Source organism: Thermoplasmata archaeon, assembly GCA_038729465.1.
Classification (GTDB): domain Archaea; phylum Thermoplasmatota; class Thermoplasmata; order Thermoplasmatales; family ARK-15; genus JAVRLB01.
Genome location: JAVYRZ010000024.1, coordinates 1 through 21,087, shown reverse-complemented (window position 1 = coordinate 21,087; position 21,087 = coordinate 1). Strand labels below are relative to the sequence as shown.

Annotated in this window: 18 protein-coding genes, 1 tRNA gene and 1 other RNA gene; 10 read left to right on the top strand and 10 right to left on the bottom strand. The window is 35.4% G+C overall.

From position 1 onward, the window contains the following. The 3 genes from QXQ25_06045 to QXQ25_06035 form a co-directional block, all read right to left on the bottom strand. The coding region (locus QXQ25_06045; GenBank protein ID MEM0161262.1) for a multidrug ABC transporter permease at positions 1-199 on the bottom strand (199 nt) is incomplete at its 3' end. Continuing rightward, positions 196-1,185: an ATP-binding cassette domain-containing protein gene (locus QXQ25_06040; protein ID MEM0161261.1), complete on the bottom strand. Its 990-nt coding sequence runs from the start codon at positions 1,183-1,185 to the stop codon at positions 196-198. The genes QXQ25_06040 and QXQ25_06045, both read right to left, overlap by 4 nt. Continuing rightward, positions 1,186-1,683 carry an AsnC family transcriptional regulator gene (locus QXQ25_06035; GenBank protein ID MEM0161260.1) on the bottom strand — a complete coding sequence of 166 codons (498 nt, stop codon included), beginning with the start codon at positions 1,681-1,683 and terminating at the stop codon, positions 1,186-1,188. 201 nt (positions 1,684-1,884) lie between these two features. Between QXQ25_06035 and QXQ25_06030 the strand changes: the two genes are divergently transcribed. The 5 genes from QXQ25_06030 to cyoE are packed head-to-tail and all read left to right on the top strand — an operon-like array spanning position 1,885 to position 6,643. Beyond that, entirely contained in the window at positions 1,885-2,943 is a 1,059-nt protein-coding gene (locus QXQ25_06030) for an alanine--glyoxylate aminotransferase family protein (protein MEM0161259.1), read from the top strand. A 5-nt stretch (positions 2,944-2,948) separates the two neighbouring features. After that, positions 2,949-3,857 carry a hydroxyacid dehydrogenase gene (locus QXQ25_06025; GenBank protein ID MEM0161258.1) on the top strand — a complete coding sequence of 303 codons (909 nt, stop codon included), beginning with the start codon at positions 2,949-2,951 and terminating at the stop codon, positions 3,855-3,857. Positions 3,858-3,863: 6 nt separating this feature from the next. After that, entirely contained in the window at positions 3,864-5,048 is a 1,185-nt protein-coding gene (locus tag QXQ25_06020) for a DUF1015 domain-containing protein (GenBank protein ID MEM0161257.1), read from the top strand. Between the two features lie 14 nt (positions 5,049-5,062). Next, positions 5,063-5,728 (top strand): YfcE family phosphodiesterase, encoded by a 666-nt coding sequence (locus tag QXQ25_06015; protein MEM0161256.1) that lies wholly within the window; start codon positions 5,063-5,065, stop codon positions 5,726-5,728. Between the two features lie 51 nt (positions 5,729-5,779). Further along, positions 5,780-6,643, top strand: a complete 864-nt coding sequence (gene cyoE, locus QXQ25_06010; protein MEM0161255.1) for a heme o synthase — start codon at positions 5,780-5,782, stop codon at positions 6,641-6,643. Here cyoE and QXQ25_06005 read toward each other — a convergent pair. The 4 genes from QXQ25_06005 to ileS all read right to left on the bottom strand — a co-directional run bounded on the left by QXQ25_06005 (position 6,628) and on the right by ileS (position 11,241). Next, entirely contained in the window at positions 6,628-6,903 is a 276-nt protein-coding gene (locus QXQ25_06005) for a signal recognition particle subunit SRP19/SEC65 family protein (GenBank protein ID MEM0161254.1), read from the bottom strand. The genes cyoE and QXQ25_06005 overlap by 16 nt on opposite strands. A gap of 12 nt (positions 6,904-6,915) precedes the next feature. Then, on the bottom strand, positions 6,916-7,296 hold the full coding sequence (locus QXQ25_06000; protein MEM0161253.1) for a 30S ribosomal protein S8e: 381 nt from the start codon (positions 7,294-7,296) through the stop codon (positions 6,916-6,918). Between the two features lie 84 nt (positions 7,297-7,380). Further along, entirely contained in the window at positions 7,381-8,145 is a 765-nt protein-coding gene (locus QXQ25_05995) for a hypothetical protein (protein ID MEM0161252.1), read from the bottom strand. Positions 8,146-8,172: 27 nt separating this feature from the next. Then, the gene (gene ileS, locus QXQ25_05990; protein MEM0161251.1) at positions 8,173-11,241 is read right to left on the bottom strand and encodes an isoleucine--tRNA ligase; all 3,069 of its coding nucleotides are present in this window, start codon (positions 11,239-11,241) and stop codon (positions 8,173-8,175) included. 629 nt (positions 11,242-11,870) lie between these two features. Between ileS and QXQ25_05985 the strand changes: the two genes are divergently transcribed. After that, positions 11,871-12,830, top strand: a complete 960-nt coding sequence (locus QXQ25_05985) for a class I SAM-dependent methyltransferase family protein (protein MEM0161250.1) — start codon at positions 11,871-11,873, stop codon at positions 12,828-12,830. Here QXQ25_05985 and QXQ25_05980 read toward each other — a convergent pair. Together QXQ25_05980 and psmB are read right to left on the bottom strand one after the other, a co-directional pair. Beyond that, the gene (locus tag QXQ25_05980) at positions 12,822-14,786 is read right to left on the bottom strand and encodes a beta-CASP ribonuclease aCPSF1 (protein MEM0161249.1); all 1,965 of its coding nucleotides are present in this window, start codon (positions 14,784-14,786) and stop codon (positions 12,822-12,824) included. The two genes, QXQ25_05985 and QXQ25_05980, sit on opposite strands and share 9 nt — an antisense overlap. 64 nt (positions 14,787-14,850) lie before the next feature. Next, entirely contained in the window at positions 14,851-15,486 is a 636-nt protein-coding gene (gene psmB / locus QXQ25_05975; protein MEM0161248.1) for an archaeal proteasome endopeptidase complex subunit beta, read from the bottom strand. A 432-nt stretch (positions 15,487-15,918) separates the two neighbouring features. Between psmB and QXQ25_05970 the strand changes: the two genes are divergently transcribed. After that, a tRNA-Gln gene (locus tag QXQ25_05970) sits at positions 15,919-15,991 on the top strand. Positions 15,992-16,013: 22 nt separating this feature from the next. Here the strand turns inward: QXQ25_05970 and rnpB are convergent. Beyond that, positions 16,014-16,307: RNase P RNA component (gene rnpB, locus QXQ25_05965), an RNA gene on the bottom strand. An 89-nt stretch (positions 16,308-16,396) separates the two neighbouring features. Between rnpB and QXQ25_05960 the strand changes: the two genes are divergently transcribed. The 3 genes from QXQ25_05960 (at position 16,397) to QXQ25_05950 (ending at position 20,827) form a co-directional block, all read left to right on the top strand. Next, positions 16,397-18,370, top strand: coding sequence for a hypothetical protein (locus tag QXQ25_05960; protein ID MEM0161247.1), 1,974 nt, complete (start codon positions 16,397-16,399; stop codon positions 18,368-18,370). Further along, the gene (locus QXQ25_05955) at positions 18,361-19,431 is read left to right on the top strand and encodes a hypothetical protein (GenBank protein ID MEM0161246.1); all 1,071 of its coding nucleotides are present in this window, start codon (positions 18,361-18,363) and stop codon (positions 19,429-19,431) included. Before QXQ25_05960 ends, QXQ25_05955 begins: the two co-directional genes overlap by 10 nt. A 94-nt stretch (positions 19,432-19,525) precedes the next feature. After that, positions 19,526-20,827, top strand: coding sequence for a replication factor C large subunit (locus tag QXQ25_05950; protein MEM0161245.1), 1,302 nt, complete (start codon positions 19,526-19,528; stop codon positions 20,825-20,827). The last annotated feature ends 260 nt before the right edge of the window (positions 20,828-21,087 follow it).

Below are 21,087 nucleotides of genomic sequence, written 5' to 3'. Positions count from 1 at the left end.
TTCCTGGCGCTATAAACTGCATGTAACTGTAAGAGCCGGTTGGTAAAATCCTGAATTTTTCAAACACTGACCCGAACACAACAAGCCATAATATTGGCTGTATCGAACGTGTGATAAGGTCCGTGTAATCATGCCTGATCCTTCTTAGCTCTATTTCCATAATTGTCCAGATCTTACCTAGATAACTTTCTGTTTTCATGCCAATCGCCTCGCAATTCTTCTCACATTTTTGGTATCTCTCCATTGATGAGACTCTTCAATTCTGCCACCGGTGTACATCAAAAATACGTCATCGAGAGTGTTTTCTCTGGTATGCATCGATTCAATATGCACATTTTGATCGTACAGTTTTTTAAGTATTAAAGGCACGTCATAATCTACATTCTTGACTGGTATTTCTATTTCAGATCCGTTCACCACCGCTCCAGATATTTCCAGTTCATGCACTGGCTCAGACAAACTTATTTTTAGAAAATTGTCGCCAATGCTTTTTTTGAGGCTGTCTGGAGAGCCAATAACCATTATCTTTCCGCCATTTATTATTCCCACTCGGTCGCACATTACGTCTGCTTCATCCATATAATGCGTGGTAAGAATAAATGTGGTATTGTACATTTTTCTGATTTCCTCAATCTGGTCCCATATCATCTTCCTGCTTTTTGGATCAAGGCCCACTGTTGGCTCGTCAAGATAGACTATTTGAGGATCATGAACCATCACCTGTGCAACTTCCAGCTTTCTGATCATTCCTCCAGAATAGGTTTTCACCAGCCTGTTCCGAGCCTCATTCAGACCCATCATCTCCAAAAGTTTGTTGATTCTATCTTCCCTCTCCTCTTTTTTTATATCGTATAGTTTCGCAGAAATGAGCAGATTCTCATAGCCGGTCAATGCTGAATCTGCAGAAAGATCCTGAGGCACATAGCCTATAATATCTCGGATATTCTGCTCATCTTTAATAATATCATAGTCTAGTATCTTAACAGATCCTGCAGTAGGCTGGATCAAAGTCGCTAAAATTTTTAGTATTGTGGTTTTACCGGCACCGTTAGGGCCCAGCAATCCAAATATTTCACCTTCCTTTACGCTAAAAGATATATCATCGACCGCTTTTATCTTCTTATTATATACTTTTACCAAATTTGAAACGTTAATAATTTCTTCCATGTCTAATTTCGCCTCCATTTAAAAAAGCTCATCTAAAGGTATATCCCTGTACCCAGACTTGATCACATCGTATACCGTGTTGACATCTATACTCTGAACTTCATCCTGTTTTCTGAGCCATTCTAGGAACTCGTAAAGATCTTCACTGCTCTTTCCTCTGAAATGTGTGAGGATATTATGTGAAGGTCCGAGAGATGTTGCAATATAATACACTCCCTTAATCTGCATCAATTTCTCGATCAGCTGGTTGCTATTTGTTTGAGGCTTGGTAGATATAGCCGCATGAATATGAAAAAGAAAGCCAAACTTCTTTGGATCTAAAAGTGCTTTAACTGTTATGATCCCCTCTTTTTCAAGTCTTTCTCTTCTTCTCTTGATAGTATCATTCGAAACCTTTAGCTCTCGCGCAATCTCTGAATCAGATGTTCTTCCATATTTCTGCAAAATTCCGATAATTTTGAGATCCGTTTCATCAATTTTGAATTTATTTTCATTTTTATTAAGTATATTTCTCATATTTACATCAATTAACCTTAATATTTCTTATTATTTAAGATTTATCATAGAATAAAGCTTAAAATTTAGATATTAGAAAATTGTATGGGTTATTATTCAATTTATGTATTGATCTGATTCTTTATGTCGAATTTCGATGCAATGGTTAAAATCAGAATTTTAATATATATGAAAAACGATTCCGCCTTCGGTGATTAAGATATGCATTTGAAATTGTTTATACCCGGACCAACTGAAGTGAGCGAGGATGTTCTCAAAATCTTATCAAAGCCCATTATTGGACATAGATCAAAAGAGATGTCAGATCTCTATGAACGCATTCATGACAATCTTCAGAAATTTTTTAACACAAAATATGAAGTTGAAGTTTTTACTACCTCTGGAACAGGTCTTATGGAGGGAAGTATAAGAAACATTATACAATCCAAGGTACTAAGTCTGACCAATGGATCGTTCAGTGAGCGATGGTACAAAATTGCTCTTGCTAACGGCAAAGATGCTAAGGCACTGGAATATGAGTGGGGTAAAGCAGCCAAACCAGAAGATGTTGAAAAAATGTTGGAAAAAGATAAATTTGAGGGCGTTGCTTTGACTCATAACGAAACCAGCACCGGTGTGAGAACCCCTATAGATGCAATATCAGATGTTGCGCACAAGCATGATGCACTGTTAATGGTTGACGCAGTAAGCTCTCTTGCGGGAGATCTCATAAATGTGAACAAAGCTGATGTGATATTTGCACCTACTCAGAAAGCGTTTGGATTGCCGCCGGGCCTGGCAATAGCATTTATAAGTCCTGCTGCGATGGAAAAAACAAAAACAGTCAAAGATAGAGGATATTTCTTTGATTTTGTTGCCATGCATGATTATTATGTTGAAAAAAAGCAGATTCCTGCAACGCCAGCAGTTACATTCTTCTATGCCCTGGACTATCAGCTTGAGAAAATGATTAAAGAAGGAATGGAGCAGAGATACAATAGACACAAAGAAATGGCAAAAATGGTGCAGAACTGGGCCAAGAAAAACTTCGATCTTTTTGCAGAGCCTGGCTATGAGTCTGTAACTGTAACCACTGTCAAAAATAATAAGAATATAAATGTAGAAGCACTTAGGAAAGAACTGAGAAATAAAGGCATGGAAATTTCAAATGGCTATGGAAAATTGAAAGAAAAGACATTTCGCATAGCTCATATGGGTGACCTTACTCCCAAAGATATCAAAGAATTGCTGGATACTATGGACGAGATATTAAACAGGTGAAAATCATGAAAATTCTGGTTACTGATCCAATCCACCCCGATGGAATTGCACTGTTAAAAAGCGCGGGATTTGATGTGGACGAAAAGTATGATCTTGACAAAGATTCTTTAAAAGAAATTATAAAAAACTATGATGCCTTGATTGTAAGAAGCAAGACGAAGGTTACCAAAGACGTCATAGAAGCAGGGCAGAGATTGGTAGCAATCGGACGTGCTGGCGTAGGCCTTGATAATATAGATTCAAAAACTGCAATCGAAAAAAACATCAAAATACTCAATACTCCAAACGTGAGCACTGTTTCAGTTGCTGAACTTGTAATGGGGTTCATGATATCGGCTGTTAGATACATTCCGCAAGCAACCGATTCCCTGAAAAAGATGGAATGGGACAAGGAAAAGTTCAGTGGCACTGAGCTTGCTGACAAGACTCTCGGAATAATCGGGATTGGTAGGATCGGCAGCGCGGTCGCCAAGCGTGCCAAAAGTTTCGATATGAAAGTCATAGGATTTGATCCTTATGTAAAGCAATCGAAAGATATCCAGATTGTGGATTTTGATGCATTATTGAGATCTTCAGATATTATTTCCGTTCATGTTCCTCTAACAGAAGAGACAAGGCACATGATCTCGATGAACGAAGTAGAAAAGATGAAGAGGGGGATGATAGTAATCAATGCTGCAAGAGGCGGGATCATTGACGAAAATGCATTAAAATACGGGCTTGAAAATGGCATAATCAAGGCCGTGTGCCTAGACGTCTTTGAGTCAGAGAAGCCATTTAAAAGCGTACTTCTGGATCAGTATAATTTTATTGGCACACCACATATCGGCGCGCAGACTGAAGAAGCACAGAAAAGAGCCGGACTTGAGATAGCAAGGCTCATAAGTGAATACTTGAAAACTGTCAAGAAGTGAGCGATTATGGTAAATGTTTATCCATTTAAAGGAATCCGATACAACATAAAAGAGCTGGATAAGTTAATAACAGAACCATATGATAAGATCTCAAAAGAGATGCAGCGTCAATATTACAGGAAGAGTCCTTATAATTTCATAAGATTAAACCTTCCCGACGATCCTGACCCATATACTTCGGCAAAGAATACGATCAGAAAATGGCTTGATACTCAAATCATGGTAAAAGATGAAGAACCATATTATTATCAGTATATACAGAATTTTAATTTGTTTGGAAAAAATTATCAGAGATATGGTATGTTTGCTGCTGTGAAGCTAGAAGAATATAGCGAAAAAAAGATACTGCCACATGAGAGAACGTTCAAAGGGCCTAAAGAAGATAGGCTAAAGATGCTGAGAGCCACTAACATTGATCTGGAGCCGGTATTTTTCCTGTACGACGATCCAGAGATGTTTGTTAAAAACACCTTTGAAAAAGGAAAACGAGAGCTGGAAACTGACGTTGAGGACAATGGAATAAGGCATACTATTTATAGAATGAAATCAGAAGAAATAACAAAGTTTTTTGAGAACAAAAAACTGGTGATAGCAGATGGGCATCATCGATATGAGACTGCATTAAATTATGCTAAAGAGATGGGTTTTGCTAAAGGAACTGGATATATTATGGCAGTGCTTGTAAATAAAAATGATCCTGGGCTAGTCATACTTCCATCGCACAGAGTAATAAAAGATTCTATTTCGCCAGTAGAGCTTCTGGAAAAATTAAAGCGATTTTTCAATGTAACAGAGATATCCACAAGTGAAGTTAAAGGGTTCATTAATCAAGATATAGTGTATTGTTTCAAAGATCATGCTTATGCGATCGAAATCAAGAAAGAGTATGTATCAAAAGATAGCTTGAGCCAGAACCTGAATGTATCATATCTGAACAATTTCGTGTTTTCAGAGATTTTAAAGATAAAGGACCGGGAAACTATTACATTTGAAAGATGGCCTGATGAAGTATGGAGAGAGCTTGAAAACAGTAATATGTTTGCATTTATGGTTAAGCCTGTAAGCACCTCAACAGTCTGGAACGTTGCAATGAAAGGAGAGATTATGCCGGAAAAGTCCACTGATTTCTATCCAAAACTGATATCGGGACTTAAATTATTAGACTTGAACGACAGCATAAGCGCAAATTAGCTGAATCTATTCCTATGATATTAATTTCCGATGTTCATTCGAATTACATTGCCATAAAAGAGATTCTGGAGCAGTTGGACAAAAATGAAAAGATAGTTCATGCTGGGGATGTGGTTGGATATAACCCTTTTCCAAATGAGACAATTACTCTTTTCAAGCAATATAATGTGATCTCAATTGCCGGCAATCATGACAAAGCTATTTTATCTGGCAATTTTTCAAACTTTAACGAAGATGCGAAGATTGCGGGATTATTGACAAAAAACATGTTAAATTCTGAAAGTTTCGCTTATCTTAGATCGTTGAAACCCTCGATTACCATTATTGACAATAACAAAAAAATTGCGGTGCACCATGGTGCTCCATTCGACGAAGATTATTACATGTATGAAGAAAGCGTTTTAGAATCACTTCTCCAATACGATCGCGCAGATGTATTAGTGTTAGGACATACCCATGTGCCATATATTCGAAAATTCGGGAAAAAGATAATATGTAATCCCGGCAGTGTTGGTCAGCCCAGAGACGGAGATAGCAGAGCTGCATATATTATAATAAACACTGAAAATATGAATATTGAGCTTAGAAGAGTAAAGTATAATATAAAAGAAGTATCTGATAAAATTGAAAGCCTGAACTTTCCTGAATTTTTAGCTAAAAGACTGTTTTATGGCATTTGACAACATAAAAATACTGGCAAAATAGATATACAATTATGCAATTAGCCAACCGTGAATATAAAAAGCATAGCCGCATATGTAGAGCTTACCAAACCGAAAGTTACTGCGCTGCTTACTTTAGGTGGCATAGCTGGTGGATTTCTAGCATACAGCCACAGTGCTTGGATCAGGATAGTAATAGGCACGATAGCAGTTATCATTGCTTCAAGCGGCATTAATTGTATTACAAACTATATTGACCGGGACATAGATGCAGTGATGGAACGCACAAAAAACAGACCCTTACCAACTGGCAGAATCACGCCGCCTATTAAAGCTGTTTATCTGGGCATTGTTTTAGTGATACTTTCTATTATTATACTGATCCCATTCTCTATATATGCAGTAATTTGGATTATCATTGGAGTGTTGTTCGATCCTATATTTTATAATTACTATACAAAACGGAAGACTGCTTGGAATATTATAATAGGATCTTTTGCAGGCGGTGCTCCTGTGTTTGTTGTTTGGGCCACTGTTACAAATCAGCTATTCAGTATCTATCCATTCTTGTTATTTTTGCTAATAGTGTTATGGACTCCTATACACATATGGAGCCTTTCAATCAAATATGTTAAAGATTACAAAAATGCAAACATACCTATGTTGCCAGTCGCAAAATCGGTAAGTTATACTATAAGAACAATAGGTATTTTCTCTATATTATTATTTTTGGTCTCAGTAGCTGTCTATTTTGAATTATCCCTGAATTTTGTAATAATGGCAGTTTTAATTATAATAAACCTGATATTACTGATCTATAGTCTGTCACTTTTTTTCAGGGCTTCTGAAAAAACAGCATATATTTTGTTCAAGATCACAAGTCCCTATCTTGCTTTAGTTTTTCTTATTGTCATAATTCATGCTTTGATCTGAGGCTCTCTCACTTTTCTGGCAATTTCATAAAGAAGCTTGTTCTTGGGTAGTTCAGTTAACACTTCGATCCTATTTTCAAATTTAAAAGGATCCCTACTATATCTTTTTTGAACCACTTCGTATTTTATATTCATAGCTTTCAATGCGCTTTCTATTCTACTCAAATCTGCATTGAATGCTAGATGTTTTGGAACTCTTCTCCCCATATTTCTAGTATACTCTGCAAAAAAGTAAGCCGGGTATACAATAACAGTTCTCATATCCAAAAAAGTTTATTGTACTAAAATGCCGTTGATAAAGCCATGTTGTCCTGGTCTGGACGTAATTTTAGCCAAGCCTATCTCAGTCTGCACTACTGCACCTTTAGTCATTATATTTCTGTGCACAAAGTGTGGATTTGCATTATTTTCTTTAACTGTGATGATCTTGGCTTTTTTAGAAGTTTTAGTTTTTGGATCGTAAACCACCATAGTGTCAGATACCAGCACTTTTATTTTTGCATTACCGCCTCTAGTTCTGACCGCTTTGGTCTTAATATTGCCAATTTTTGTATGTATTGGCACGCTTCCTGCCTCGTATTTTTTTCGTTTTCTATAATCTCGATATCTTCCACCCGTCATTTTCCTGACAGGTCTACCTTGCCATACTGCCATGATTAAACACCTAATTCAGGTAAGGAAAATAAGCAGTTTATATATAAACTTTCTTATTTCCTTTAAATTTGTCATATTATTTTATCATTGTGGCGGAGTTCTTGATCTTCCTATTCCCAGTCTACCTCTTCTTGTCAAAATAGCTCCAAACACCAACAGAACATAGAGCACCTCTGCGAATATAAACATGTAAACAGATAAGGGCTCAACATAATAGTTAAAGTTTACATCATTGACCATGTTCTGAAAACTGCTTTTGGAAATTAATATAGGACCTAGCAACAATGTATAACTTTTGTTCTGCGTCACATTTATCTCTATCAAATATTTGTTTTGATAGGTTGTAAGGTTCGTTAAAACAAGCGAGAATGTATAGTTTTTATTCGAATAGTTACTGTATGGAACCGTTACATTGTACAGATGTACCGGCGATGAATCCAGGCTGGATAATGTAGATACATTAAATGTTGTGTTTGTGCTCAGTTTTGAGATGTATGTGACTGTATATGTTGAGGCAGATGTAGAAATATATGGACTAACTGTGATGCTTGTCACATTCTGAGGAGAGTTTGTGCTGTAAGTGGGCTTGGATAAAGAGCTCATAGATTCAGAGGTTATGATGGGTGTAAGCACTGCCATCATCAAAAAAATTCCGATTACCAGCGCTATTGATCCTATTATCAGTCTGGGTTTTGTTTTCCAGAGCTTTAAGTAATGCAATGTCAAAAGCATCACGAATGGAAGTACAAGATATGCAATCGTGGCAAATAACATTAAGAATACGAACACTACTACTAATAGTACCAGCATAAAAAGCGTAAATATATATTTATTTAAAAATTGAGCCATTACATTCACTATATATCTCTCTATTATTTAAATTCTTTTTATAGTAATTTTCAGTTTTTTATCTTCAATGTTCCAGTCCTTCGAATAACCTTCTGCCTGTCCAAACTCTATGGATTCAGATAAGGACTCTTTCATCATATAATCTTTAAATTTCTGAACTGCTGCTATAATATCTGGATCTGCAGTATATATGGCAGTCCTTATGTTCTCAGAGTATCCTAGTGATAAATCCTTTCTCATAGTCTGCACTCTTCTCAGAATTTCATGAGCCAGACCCTCAAGGTACAGAGATTGATCTATTTCGGTGTTAATAGTAACCTCCAGCTCTTTATCTGCCTGTACCATATAGTTGGGCAATGGTACCTTATTTATGATCAGGTCTGATTGTTCCATAATATTACCATTTACTGTGATTTTACCTTCTTTCTCCAGTATATTGATTACTTCATTCACATCTAAAGTTTCTATTTTTTGCTTGATCTGATCTAGATTATTCTTGAACTTGGGGCCTGCATTTTTAAAATTCAGGGATATTTTTAAAGTGTAAGATTTATAAGGTATGTCAGAAATAATTATGTTTTTAGCATTTACCTCTTCGGCAATGATCTCTTTCATCTTATTTACAATCTCATTATGCGCTGAATATACTATGATCTCTTTGATCGGCTGTCTCAATTTTATATTGGCTAGCTGTCTTGCTCTTCTACCCAACTCTGTGACTTTTATGGCTATGGCCATCTCATTCTCTAGCGTGCTGTTGATCTTGCCAGCATCTGAAACTGGATAGGGCTCTAAGTGGACCGATTCCTTGCCTGTAAGGTCCTGATAAAGACGGTCTGCTATGAACGGTGTGAATGGGGCCATTATTTTAGAAAATGTAGTCAATACCTCATAAAGAGTTGCATATCCTTCTTTTTTGTCTTCGCTCATCAATTCATCCCAGAACCTGCGCCTGGATCTTCTCAGATACCAGTTGCTCAGGTTATCAATAAACTCTTCTATGACAAAGACTGCTTTATGCGGTTCATATTGATCCATATGTTCTCTTACCTGTGAAATCATACTGTTCAATCTTGATATGATCCACAGGTCCAGGCTATTGTGCAGCTCTACATCTTTTACGGGTTCAAAGTGATCTAATGAAGCATTATTTACAAAAAATAGATATACATTCCACAGGACATCAATAGTTTTAGACTTATATTCGCTGATAAGGTCAATGCCCACCCTCTTATCTTTCCACATAGGAGTAGAATATAAATATAGTCTCAGTGCATCTGCTCCAATCTTGTCCATGATCTCTACAGGATCCTGTGAATCTCCTTTGCTCTTACTCATTTTCTCTCCTTTCTGGTTTAGGACAAAGCCGAGGGTATATACGTTTTTAAACGCATTGCTGTTAAATAGTATGTTGTTTATTACATGTAACGTATAGAACCAGCCGCGGGTCTGATCAATAGCTTCGGTAATAAAATCAACAGGAAATGACTCTTTAAATTCTAAACTGTGCTCAAAAGGATAATGAAACTGTGCAAACGGTGCAGATCCCGAATCAAACCATCCATCAATTGTGTAAGGTTCTCTCTTCATTAATTCACCACATTCACATTTTAGCATAATTTCATCTACATTAGGTCTGTGAGGATCAAACTGCTCTGGAAAATTTATCGCATTAGCCTTCAATTCCTCAAAGCTTCCAACTATTTTATAATGCCCATTTTTACAGCGCCATAATGGCAATGGCGTTCCCCAGTAACGCTCCCTGCTCAAAGCCCAGTCTTTCGCCTCTTTTAAAAAGTTACCAAATCTTCCATTTTTCAAGTGTGCCGGAATCCAGTTAATGTTCTCGTTCGTAGAAATCAGAGAGTCTCTAATCTCAGAAACTTTGATAAACCAAGTATCCAGTGCAAAATATAGCAAAGGTGTATCACAACGCCAGCAAAATGGATAAACATGTTTTATTTTGGTAGATTTGTAAAGCTTATGCTCTGATTTAAGATACCTTATGATCTCTCTATCAGCATCCTTTACAAACATGTCTTTCCATGGCCCTACTGTGAATTTACCCTCTGTGCTGAGCGGATTAATTAGCTGAATTCTTTCTCTCTTTGCAATTTCAAAATCATCTATGCCAAATGCGGGTGCAACATGTACTATCCCAGTTCCTTCTTCGGTACTCACAAACGATCCTGATACTACATAAAAAGCGTTTTCTTTATATTCTTGAATATCTATCAAGCGCTCATATCTCATGCCTACTAGCTGTGTCCCTTTCAGCTCTTCCAGAATCTTATATTTTTCAAATATCGAAGATGCCAGCGCTTTTGCCAGATAATATATCTCACCATCAGACTCTATTTTTACATACTCTATATTTTCGTTTACTGCAAGAAGCAGATTAGAAGGTAGAGTCCACGGAGTAGTGGTCCACACTAAAAAATAACTGTCTTCTCCAACAACCTTAAATTTTATGTACACTGAAGGATCTTCTGTTTCTTTGTATCCTTGCGCAACTTCATGGCTGCTAAGCGGCGTACCGCAGCGTGGACAGTAAGGCACAACTTTATAGTCTTTAACAAGCAATCCTTTATTCCATATCTCTTTAAGAGCCCACCATACACTTTCTATATAGTTATCATTCATTGTAATGTACGCATTTTCAAAATCTATCCAGAACCCAATTCTCTTACTCATACGTTCCCATTCATCTTTATATTTGAAAACGCTGACTCTGCATTTTTCATTAAACTCTTTTACGCCATACTGCTCAATTTCCCGTTTAGAGTTTATTTTTAACAACTTTTCAATTTCTAGCTCTACAGGCAATCCGTGACAATCCCATCCGGCAATGTAAGGATATATGTTCTTGCCCTGCATTGCATTATATCTGATAAACAGATCTTTCGAAGATCTAGTAAGTGCATGGCCAATATGTGGATGTCCGTTCGCTGTCGGAGGACCTTCAAGAAATATATACTTTTTATTATTTTTGTTTAAAGTCCTTAATTTGTCGAAAATACTGTTTTTGGCCCAGTAATCAAGCATTTGCTGTTCCATCTTTGGATTGTCTAATTTTGTATCTATAGAGTTAAACATTGGAAAAACACTAATTCACTGTTATTTAAATATTTTATGGTATGGTGTTTCACAATTTTTGAATATTGTGACGTCCTCATCCAGCTAACGCATGGTGATTCCGGTTTCAACAATTAAGTAGCCATTGTTGGCACTGCTCAAATCAAGATCGTGAGCTCGGGATTGCACCTTCATAATTTTCAAAATGTCAAAGGTAACCGGTCCTAAAATTGCAAAAAATATAAAGAGGCCCAGAACTTCTCATTCCATAATTCTCTTTTCTCTCCTGATGTTATTGTTTTAACTGCATTTAACTTGAAAATATTGTGCAATCATGTTGATTTGGAAAGGATCCTTATCACATCGAATGCTCTGCTATTTCCCTTACCTTGAGAAAAACTGATGTGACAACATTGATAAATACTTTCTCTCTATATTTCACGAGTTGGATAAAATGGTAATATAACGAATAGACTAAATCCGATCACTCTCCATCTCATAGATCTAAAATATAATCATATAATATAACCATTTAGCTCGTTCTCATTCCCAACCTGATAAGAAGGATTTACAGTTCTCAAATGTTAAAATTTTATTCAGCATGAAAAAAACACTAGCTTTATATCTATTTATTAATTTTATCATCTTAGATGAAAAGTAAATATCTTTCAGTTAAAGACTCGGATGTTGAGCAAACTCTGAAAATGTTAAAAGATGCTAAACTGTTAAATTATGGCCTAAAATTTAAAAAAAAAGAAGGATATGTTAAAATCCCGGTTTTAGAATCTGATTCCGACTATGAAGATTTTGAATTGTCTGTAACTGATAATAATTACAAACATCATCTGAATATTCCAGAAGAACTGCACAAGTTATTACCCACTTCTTTCGATGTAATAGGAGATATTGCAATTATAAAAATTCCAGACTCACTGGCAGCTTATAAAAAAGATATTGCAGAGGCAATATGCACGGTAAACAAGCATATTAAAAAAGTTGCTGAAGATCGAGGAGTCAAAGGAGAGTTTAGAGTCAGAGATCTAAATATTTTAAAGGGCCATGACCTGATCACTATGCACAGAGAAAATGGCATAAGAATAAAGGTAGATTTAGATAAAACCTATTTTTCACCGCGTCTTGCAAATGAAAGGTCAATTATAGCTTCACAAATTCAGAATAATGAGACAATCTTAGATATGTTTTGTGGAGTGGGCCCATTCTCTTTAGCTATCGCTAAATCTAAAAATGCTAAAATCTATGCTGTAGATAAAAACCCATTTGCGATCGAGTATCTAAAAGAAAACATTGCACTGAATAAAGTATCAAATATAGTGCCTATTCTGGGGGATGCTAATGAAGTATGCAAGAATCTGGATAAAGTGGATAGAATTATAATGAACAATCCCCATCACTCACTTGATTTCTTGGACCAAGCATTGAAAATAGCAAAACAGTGGATTTATCTTTACATAATTACAGATGATTACGCCCATATATTAGAACTCTTGAATTCAAAAATTAAAAAGTTCAAATACAATATCAGACTAGTTCATGATTATTCTCCTTCTGAGGCCTTATACTGCTTTGAGATCTATTTTAATTCACTTTAAACGTAGCGTGTCCAGATTTTGCATAGAAAAACTCTCAATATTGTATCTCCTGTTTACAGTTCTTGCAAGATCTATGCAGTTTCCAGCATCGCCATGGCAAGTAATCACACGATCTGGCCTGGATGATAACGAAGATATGTACTGTATCAGCTGCTTACGATCTGAATGCCCTGAAAAGCCGTCTATAGTAGCAATTTCCATATTAATCGGGATCTTGATCATTTTGCCATGATCTGATAGTGTCACCTCTTTCTCTCCCTTCTGTATCCTCCTCCCAAACGTGCCTTCAGCTTGATATCCTACAAAAACCAGCGCATTTATTGGATCTTGAGCAAGGTACTTGAAATACTCTATTATCGGGCCTCCATTCATCATTCCTGCCGTTGCAAGTATTACTGCTGGCGCAGGATCATTTACAATCATAGATCTTCGCTCAGAATTATCAACTCTCACGAACACATCCGACAAAAATGGATTTTCTTTTTTGTGAAATATTGATTCTCTAAGCTCTTTGTTCAAATATTCAGGGTAAGCTGCATGAATTGCAGTTGCTTCCCATATCATACCATCTAGATAAACCGGTATCTTGGGTATCTGCCCGTTTCTTATCCCTTCTTCAAGAACTAACATTACTTCCTGAGACCTTCCAACCGCAAATACTGGAACCAGTACCTTTCCGCCTTTCTCTATAACCCTAGAAACCAGATTTTTCAGGTTATCCCCCGCTTCTTTCCTGCTGGGCTGATAATCAGTGTGCCCTGCATATGTGGACTCGATAACTAAAGTCTCTACCCTTGGAAACTTGGTGTTTGCAGCATTGAATAGCCATGATTTTTCATACTTAAGATCACCTGTAAATACTATATTATGTAAGCCGTCACCAATATGCAAATGTACCTGCGCAGACCCTAATATGTGGCCAGCATTGTGAAAAGTCAATCTTATATCTTTTGTGATATCTGTTGTTTCTCCATACTCTACAGTTATCGTTCTCTTCAGCATCTCTTTTATGTCTTTGGAATCGTATGGTACTTTCTCTCCTTCTGCATGCGTGAGTTTTAAGTAATCTGTGAGTAACAGCGTGGTAAGGTCCCTGGTCGGAGGTGTAAGGTATATAGGACCACGATAATTATGTTTATATAAAAATGGTATCAGGCCAGAATGATCTATGTGTGCATGTGTAAGCACCACGGCATCTATGGTCTCAAAAGGATTAAACTCTCCTTTCTTGTTGCTCGAAACACTTTGTGTCCAAACCTCTGGAACATATAAATACGGTATACCAGCCCAAGGCTCATCAGATTTTATAACACTTACATTCAGCCCGCAATCGACGAGTATCTTGCTATTTCTGGTCATTATTAGACTTGAGCTTCTACCTACTTCTCTAAAACCGCCAAGAGCTAAAATACGTACCCAGTTCTCACCACTTAACGGTGGAGAATTTAATTTGATACCTAAATCTTTTAAAAATTGCTTTCTTTCATCTTTCACTATTTTTAAATATTCGCGGATCTCTCGCACTGTTAGAGAAGGAATAGGTGGTGCTCTAACTACTTTCGGAGACCAATGCACTCTTTTTTTAATTTCGTTGAGCAAGTATCCATCTTTGCCTATCACTATTCCCGGCGCATCTGCTTCTATGATTGCTTCACTGTTTTCTTGATCAAAAAATATGTTAACTATACCACCATCTTCGGGCACTATTTTTAGTATTTCAGCTCTAGCTTCTTCTTCAGGCATTAACAGAGAAGGATCTGGTCTTATAGAAACCCTCCTTCGAATAGTCTGCGCTATTTTCTTGACCGTCTCGGGATTGCTGGAAAAATAATCTATATCTTTAGTATATACTACTATAACAGATCCTTCAAAATCTATAGATGTTATAGATACCCCTTGTGCATTATCTTCTACTGCGTTTCTCGTCTGTTTTAAAATATCTTCCCACTCAGCCATAATAAAATCTACACCTTTCTTTTAGTTTTTTAAAAAATTAAAGTAATAATTTAAAAAAAATTTTTTAAATCAGTTTTAATTTTTTCATCCTCCGTTTAATTTCATCATCATCAAATTGCACAAACCCTGCAGTTTGAGTTATTGTAGCTATTGCCGGCCCATCTCCAGATGCAGAATCGCGCTTCATTGCTGCACTTATTCCCCTAATTGCTAAATTTACAGCATCGTCAAGAGACGTGTCTTCTGTAAAATTATCTTCTAGTACACCATATACAAACATCGAGCCGGATCCTGTAGATACAAACTTATCCTCTATGGCTCCACCAGCAAGGTCTATACCAAAAACATGGTACCCTTTATTATCATAACCACCCAATATCAAGCTTACCCAGTATGGATAAAATCTACTCTGATTTAACCAGTTTGACAATAAAGTTGCAGCACCCTGTACTGACATAAGTGTCTTGTTTTTCAAATGATATAGCTCAATTTCTGCTTTTAGATACCTTGTTAAATTTTGCAGATCCCCCACCGACCCAGCAGTTGTAAGACCCAAATTACGCTCTATCATGTACAGTTTCTGTGCATTTTTATGTGCAATGAAAGTATCCATAGTAGCTCTGTGTTCAGTCCCAAGGACAACACCATCTTTTGTTACAATACCCACTGTAGTGGTTCCTGTTTTTAATTCTCCATTCATATTAAACACCCTTTATTAAAAATCTGTGTTAATCTATTATTATTTCACTGTATATAAATGTTTTCCCAGATTTGCATATCTGCTCAAGATATCTTGTAATATAGTATTTATCTCTCTGTTAGAAAATATTTGTAAACATGCTTGCAATCACTAAAATGTTTTTCAATAATTTTTTGTCTTTCGTTATGATAAAACATTACTTTGGCAGTTTTGATCATTACTTATATATCTATAAAATCTTCTATTTTGGGAATTTCGTGTATCTCCAATCTTTAGATCGAAGAATTATTAGTCGCCCTAAACTCCTGATTTTTCTTTAAAAATATTCAATAATCTCTGAATATCCAAATTATAGATATCAAAGTTTTTTAATACGCCTCTGTTGTCCATAACATAAAGAGTTATATAGTGAAAATCTTTTATCTCATATATAGCCCCGTGGTGTAGCGGCCAAGCATAATGGGCTCTGGACCCATCGACAGCAGTTCGAATCTGCTCGGGGCTGTCTATTTATATGTGAAATAGCAAAGTGCTCGTAGTAAGCCCTCTTCTGTTTCAAGTGGCATTCGACTAATGCGCCAACCCGCTTTTCTCAGAGCAAATCATCAAAGCTGTTTGGCTTGCTCCACCAAGGAAGTTCGTTTCAACAATTCTTTCGAGAACGTCATCCACACCTGAAATCACACTAACCTCGAAAGCTGTGGCGTTTCTGTACCTTTACCATCTTTCTCAAGATTCCTATTTGTATAGGATTGGTTGCTCTAGGAGGAGGGACTTTCCTCATTGATTTACAAACCAACGTAAGCCACTCTCGAGCTCTTTGCCAACGTTTAGATATCTTATCTCTATATAAGGTTTACCAAAAATCAAGGCGAAAGATTAATATTAAAAAAACCATTCTCTTTTCTCAATGAGGGGTAAGATTTTAGCAGTTGCGATTGCAATGATGTTAATTTGCATAATGCACATTAACATAGTAAATGCAGAGAATACAGCTACTACAAAAATAGATGGAATCTACATTACTGGCGGTACATCTATAAATTTAAGTTTTTATTATTCTCCGCAAATTTCTATATCCGACCTATTTTATTTATTAAATCCTGCAAATAGTTCATTATTATCTTCATTTTTATCATTTTTAGATTATAAATATCAAAACATAAACGGAGAAGCATATATAGTAGCATACAATAATACTGCTTTCAAAAACTACAGCTTTGACTTTTCTCTGAATTCTCAAAAATTAGTGTATAATATCAGTATAAACCTTACAAAAGTGATTGGAGAAGGATACATTGCTAATAAGATGTATATCTGCTCAAACTATACTGATTTTGGATGGAATCTACTTAAGTTCAGATTTACTTTTGATCAGCAACCTATTTTTAATACTATAATATTTAAGAATCTAGATTATAACTATACTGTACCTCTCTCTATTAACGATGAACCATTGCTGTATATGGGCACTGACTCTTTTTTATCTTCTTTCAATCCTTTTTCATTAGCATACCTCGATTTTCCAAATTTTAATTTTTTCCCAGATATGCTAAGCGAGATCAATAATTGGAACTTTGAAAATGGCTCAGAATTATTAAGTGATCCTCCCATAGGCTCTATAGGAACTCCAGATCACTGGATTAATGCCATATTTTCTAATACTATCACCTCATATAATTACTCATACATATTGCCGAACTTTAGTGCAAAAATCTTAGCCTATCCTTCCGCATCAGCTTACAAAATATCAATTTACAGAGGTGATCTATTGCCAGAATTCTATATTAATAGCCTATCTTTATTTAATAGTATCAATATCCCTGATTCCGAAAGCATATTAAATATCACACAAACTAATCCACTATTCCAAATTTCATTAAATGATAGCATAACAGATTTCACTATTTTTGTCAGTGCCGAAAACCTTACTGATGCCTATTATTTTCAAATATATCATGCTCCGAAACTGCAAATTATGGATTTAATAGGAATTAATAGCACTATATTCATATCTGAAAACTCAACACTCAAAGATATAGGATTTGGATCTGATAGCATAAACAACTCTCAAAACATTAATATTTCAGGTAATTATATAAATATTAATGGATTCAAAAATCCGATATGTGCTCCAAACTATACATATCCATATTTTGATGATCCTATAGGACCTATATTTGTAAACAATAGCCTTATCTTTGCACTTGATATATTATATTTATATGACTTTTATGAACCTTACAAAACGGCTGAATATATGTTGGTGCAGAGCAATCAGATCCTGAAAAATTTTAGGAACATGTTTGATCTTTATTATTACAATGGTTCAGAAAACTTTATTAAATTAAAAACAGACGCTTGTGGAGAGGTAAAAATTTATGATTTGTTTGGGAATCAAATTAACGGTTCATCATATTATATAGATCTTAACAAGCAAGTTATAAAAATTAGTGAACTAGATCATTTAAAGACAGAGTATGAATTTCTTAATGTCAAGAAAATTGTACCTTTAATTAAAGTTTTTAAAAATGGTGCTATTGTAAATATTACTATTCAGAATATTTCTAACCTACAAGGTGTAGATGTAAACAAGACCTTGAACGTTGAGTATTCTGTTAACAATAATCTAAATATCTACAAATTAAATCTATCAAAAGGTCCAGGATATTACTATGTATCTTTCAAATTACAAAAGCAGATAGGTGAACTGGTAGTTATATACAATTCTTCCAATCTATTTACACAAAATGTTACTGTTACTTTTATATTGAAAACGTATCAAACCCCTGAAAACTACTCATTTCTATATTTTTTATTTATCATACTCTTGCTAGTATTGGTGGTTATTGTAATAGTTGGAGGTAGAGACGATTGGATATAATATCAATAATAGTTAATGAAATAATGATGGCACTTTATTCAATGTATAACGTTGCATTGAAAGGTGCATTAACATTTGAATGGAGTACTATTACCTTTCCATTTTTAAATCCATCTGTGAATTTTCCTCAATTACTTACTGGTACTGGTGCTATTCCTGCATTAGGATGGGTACCTTCTGCTTTTTTATCAAACAATTTAGAGGCAAATATCTATGCTATATACTCTCAAAACTTAATGGATGTTGCTGTAAATCTCAACATAATATTTCTAAATTATATCGTAGTACCTATTATGAGTATAATAATAATCTTAGGAGCATTAGAATATTTATTAAAATTTCAAATTTACAAAAAAGAAGATATAGGTCATATTCTGCCAAAGATGTTTTTAGGAATAGTTTTAGCATACAGTTCTGTATATTTTGCAGACCTAATTATGATGGTAAGTGGTGCATTTTATAAGTTTATATACTATATGGATTTTACTCCTTCTCAGATTCCAGGAGGTAGCATCTTGCCTCATCCGAACCTCGTAGGGATATGGAATTTGGGTGGCTGGCCGCTTCTAAACACTCAATGGTACCAGTTTTTAAAAGCTAATGGGTTAGTTATCTTTTTGTTTAATCTAGCACTTTTTGCATTGATATTTATATTAGTAGTCATTTTAATTATAAGAATAATCTGGATTCTTGTGACAATTACGTTATTGCCCATTGCTTCATTATTGCTGATTTTCAAACCTACTGAAAATTTTGGGAAGAAAGTCTGGATTACGTTTTTAGAGAGAACTTTTGAAATATTTCTTATTGGAATACCTTTAATCTTTCTTAATTATTTATCAGACCCGGTATTTTCACTTGGGATATTAGTTGTCGCAATATCAATGCCTAGTTTTATTGGAACTGTAGGCAAAGCTCTGGGAAATCCAAACAGTGGATATGTAGTTGCAAGAGGAATCAATACTATAGTTTCCAATGATGCAATTCCCGGATTAGTTTCTCCTGACAACTCGGGAGACTCCAGCAAGATTTTTGATCTTGTAGGAACGCTTGCTATGTGATCTTGTCTATAAAAATTATCCTTTATAGAAAATACTTGCGCATACGTTTGGTTAGACAAAAAATATATTAGACAATACTCAATATTCTTTTTGTATGGATCCTATATTATGGACTGAAAAATACAGACCTAAGTCTCTTAGTGAGATTGCAGATATGCAGAGTACGATTTCTGAGATTAAGAGCTGGGCAAATGAGTGGATAAATAACATTCCAAAGAAGAAATGTTTGATACTTGTAGGTAAGCCTGGCGTAGGTAAGACTACCGTTGCGCACGCTCTGGCACATGATCTAAATTGGGATCTTGTAGAATTAAATGCTTCTGACGCAAGAAATGAAGAGGTAATATACAGTGTAGTAAAATCTGGTGCTGAATGTGAAACATTTACAGAGGATGGAGAGTTCATATCTAGTAAACAGGGTAAAAGAAAACTTATCTTACTGGATGAAGCTGATAACCTCTATGAAAAAAAAGTGGAAAGTGACAAAAATGATAAAGATAAAAGAGATTATGGCGATTACGGAGGTAAAAAAGCAATTGTAAAGACGATAACTCTCTCCAAGCAACCTATAATTCTGACCGTAAACGATTCATACAAACTTTATCAAGGAAATTATGGGTCTGCACTCAGAAACATGTCCATAGAGATAAGATTTAAAGCTATGACTATGAATAGCATTATAAGAGTTTTGAGAAGTATATGCAGATTAGAAAATGTGAAAATATCTGATGAAATCTTAAAGACCATCATAGAGAAAAATAGTGGAGATATGAGAGGTTCCATAAATGACCTGCAGATCCTGGCAATTGGAAGGAGAGAGGTAACTAATTCGGATCTGGCAGTTATAGGAATCAGAGATCGAGAAGAGAATATTTACAATGCGATGGTCCAGATCCTCTCTAGAAAATTAACATTGAAATCCGCAATAGAAGAACTCAGAAAAGTAGATGAAGATCCAGATTACATTTTAGCATGGCTTGATGAAAATTTACCGGCAGAGTATTCGAATCCTGTGGATATGAATAATGGATTAAGGTATTTGACTGAAGCAGACTTGTTTTTAAGAAGAGTATACAAGAACCAATACTATCTTCTATGGAGCTATGCTTCTGACTTAATGGCTGCAACTACTATCGCAAAAACTGAGGTTTACTCTAAACATTCTAAGTTTAGTTACCCTTCATACATAAAAGAACTTGGCCGTACTAAAAATCTCAGAAAAGCAAATAACAAACTCCTGCAAAAGATTGGTTACTATATGCATATTTCCACAGATAAGGTCTCAAATGAACTATCCAATTTTAAAGTCATATTTCAGAAAGACCTTGAATTTCAAAGCCATGTTATAGAAACTCTAAAGCTATCTGATGACGAAATATCGTTTTTGAATGAATAAGGTTATGATTTCTGTTAACCATGTTAACAGCCACCTTTGAAAGTTATCATCTTTTTGATGTTTAAACTTTGCGGGTACAACCCAATACCCTTCTATCCCGTCTGCAAATGCTTTGGGAATTGCTTTTTTTATTATGTTGTATGTTGCGTTTAGATCCGCATGTATTAATCTTCTATCTGATGCTCTGAATATTCTTCTTTTGATTCTCTTTCCCATGTAAGTGTCATGACGTTTATACTCTCATTATCCAAAAATGAGCA

Bases quoted from the DNA above. Each gene is read 5' to 3' on its own strand.
- QXQ25_06025 (MEM0161258.1), top strand. From the start codon at position 2,949: ATGAAAATTCTGGTTACTGATCCAATCCACCCCGATGGAATTGCACTG.
- QXQ25_06020 (MEM0161257.1), top strand. From the start codon at position 3,864: ATGGTAAATGTTTATCCATTTAAAGGAATCCGATACAACATAAAAGAG.
- QXQ25_05960 (MEM0161247.1), top strand. From the start codon at position 16,397: ATGAGGGGTAAGATTTTAGCAGTTGCGATTGCAATGATGTTAATTTGC.
- QXQ25_06040 (MEM0161261.1), bottom strand. From the start codon at position 1,185: ATGGAGGCGAAATTAGACATGGAAGAAATTATTAACGTTTCAAATTTG.
- psmB (MEM0161248.1), bottom strand. From the start codon at position 15,486: ATGAATGGAGAATTAAAAACAGGAACCACTACAGTGGGTATTGTAACA.
- QXQ25_05950 (MEM0161245.1), top strand. From the start codon at position 19,526: ATGGATCCTATATTATGGACTGAAAAATACAGACCTAAGTCTCTTAGT.
- QXQ25_06035 (MEM0161260.1), bottom strand. From the start codon at position 1,683: ATGAGAAATATACTTAATAAAAATGAAAATAAATTCAAAATTGATGAA.
- QXQ25_05995 (MEM0161252.1), bottom strand. From the start codon at position 8,145: ATGGCTCAATTTTTAAATAAATATATATTTACGCTTTTTATGCTGGTA.
- QXQ25_05980 (MEM0161249.1), bottom strand. From the start codon at position 14,786: ATGGCTGAGTGGGAAGATATTTTAAAACAGACGAGAAACGCAGTAGAA.
- QXQ25_06015 (MEM0161256.1), top strand. From the start codon at position 5,063: ATGATATTAATTTCCGATGTTCATTCGAATTACATTGCCATAAAAGAG.
- ileS (MEM0161251.1), bottom strand. From the start codon at position 11,241: ATGTTTAACTCTATAGATACAAAATTAGACAATCCAAAGATGGAACAG.
- QXQ25_05985 (MEM0161250.1), top strand. From the start codon at position 11,871: ATGAAAAGTAAATATCTTTCAGTTAAAGACTCGGATGTTGAGCAAACT.
- QXQ25_06030 (MEM0161259.1), top strand. From the start codon at position 1,885: ATGCATTTGAAATTGTTTATACCCGGACCAACTGAAGTGAGCGAGGAT.
- QXQ25_06000 (MEM0161253.1), bottom strand. From the start codon at position 7,296: ATGGCAGTATGGCAAGGTAGACCTGTCAGGAAAATGACGGGTGGAAGA.
- QXQ25_06005 (MEM0161254.1), bottom strand. From the start codon at position 6,903: ATGAGAACTGTTATTGTATACCCGGCTTACTTTTTTGCAGAGTATACT.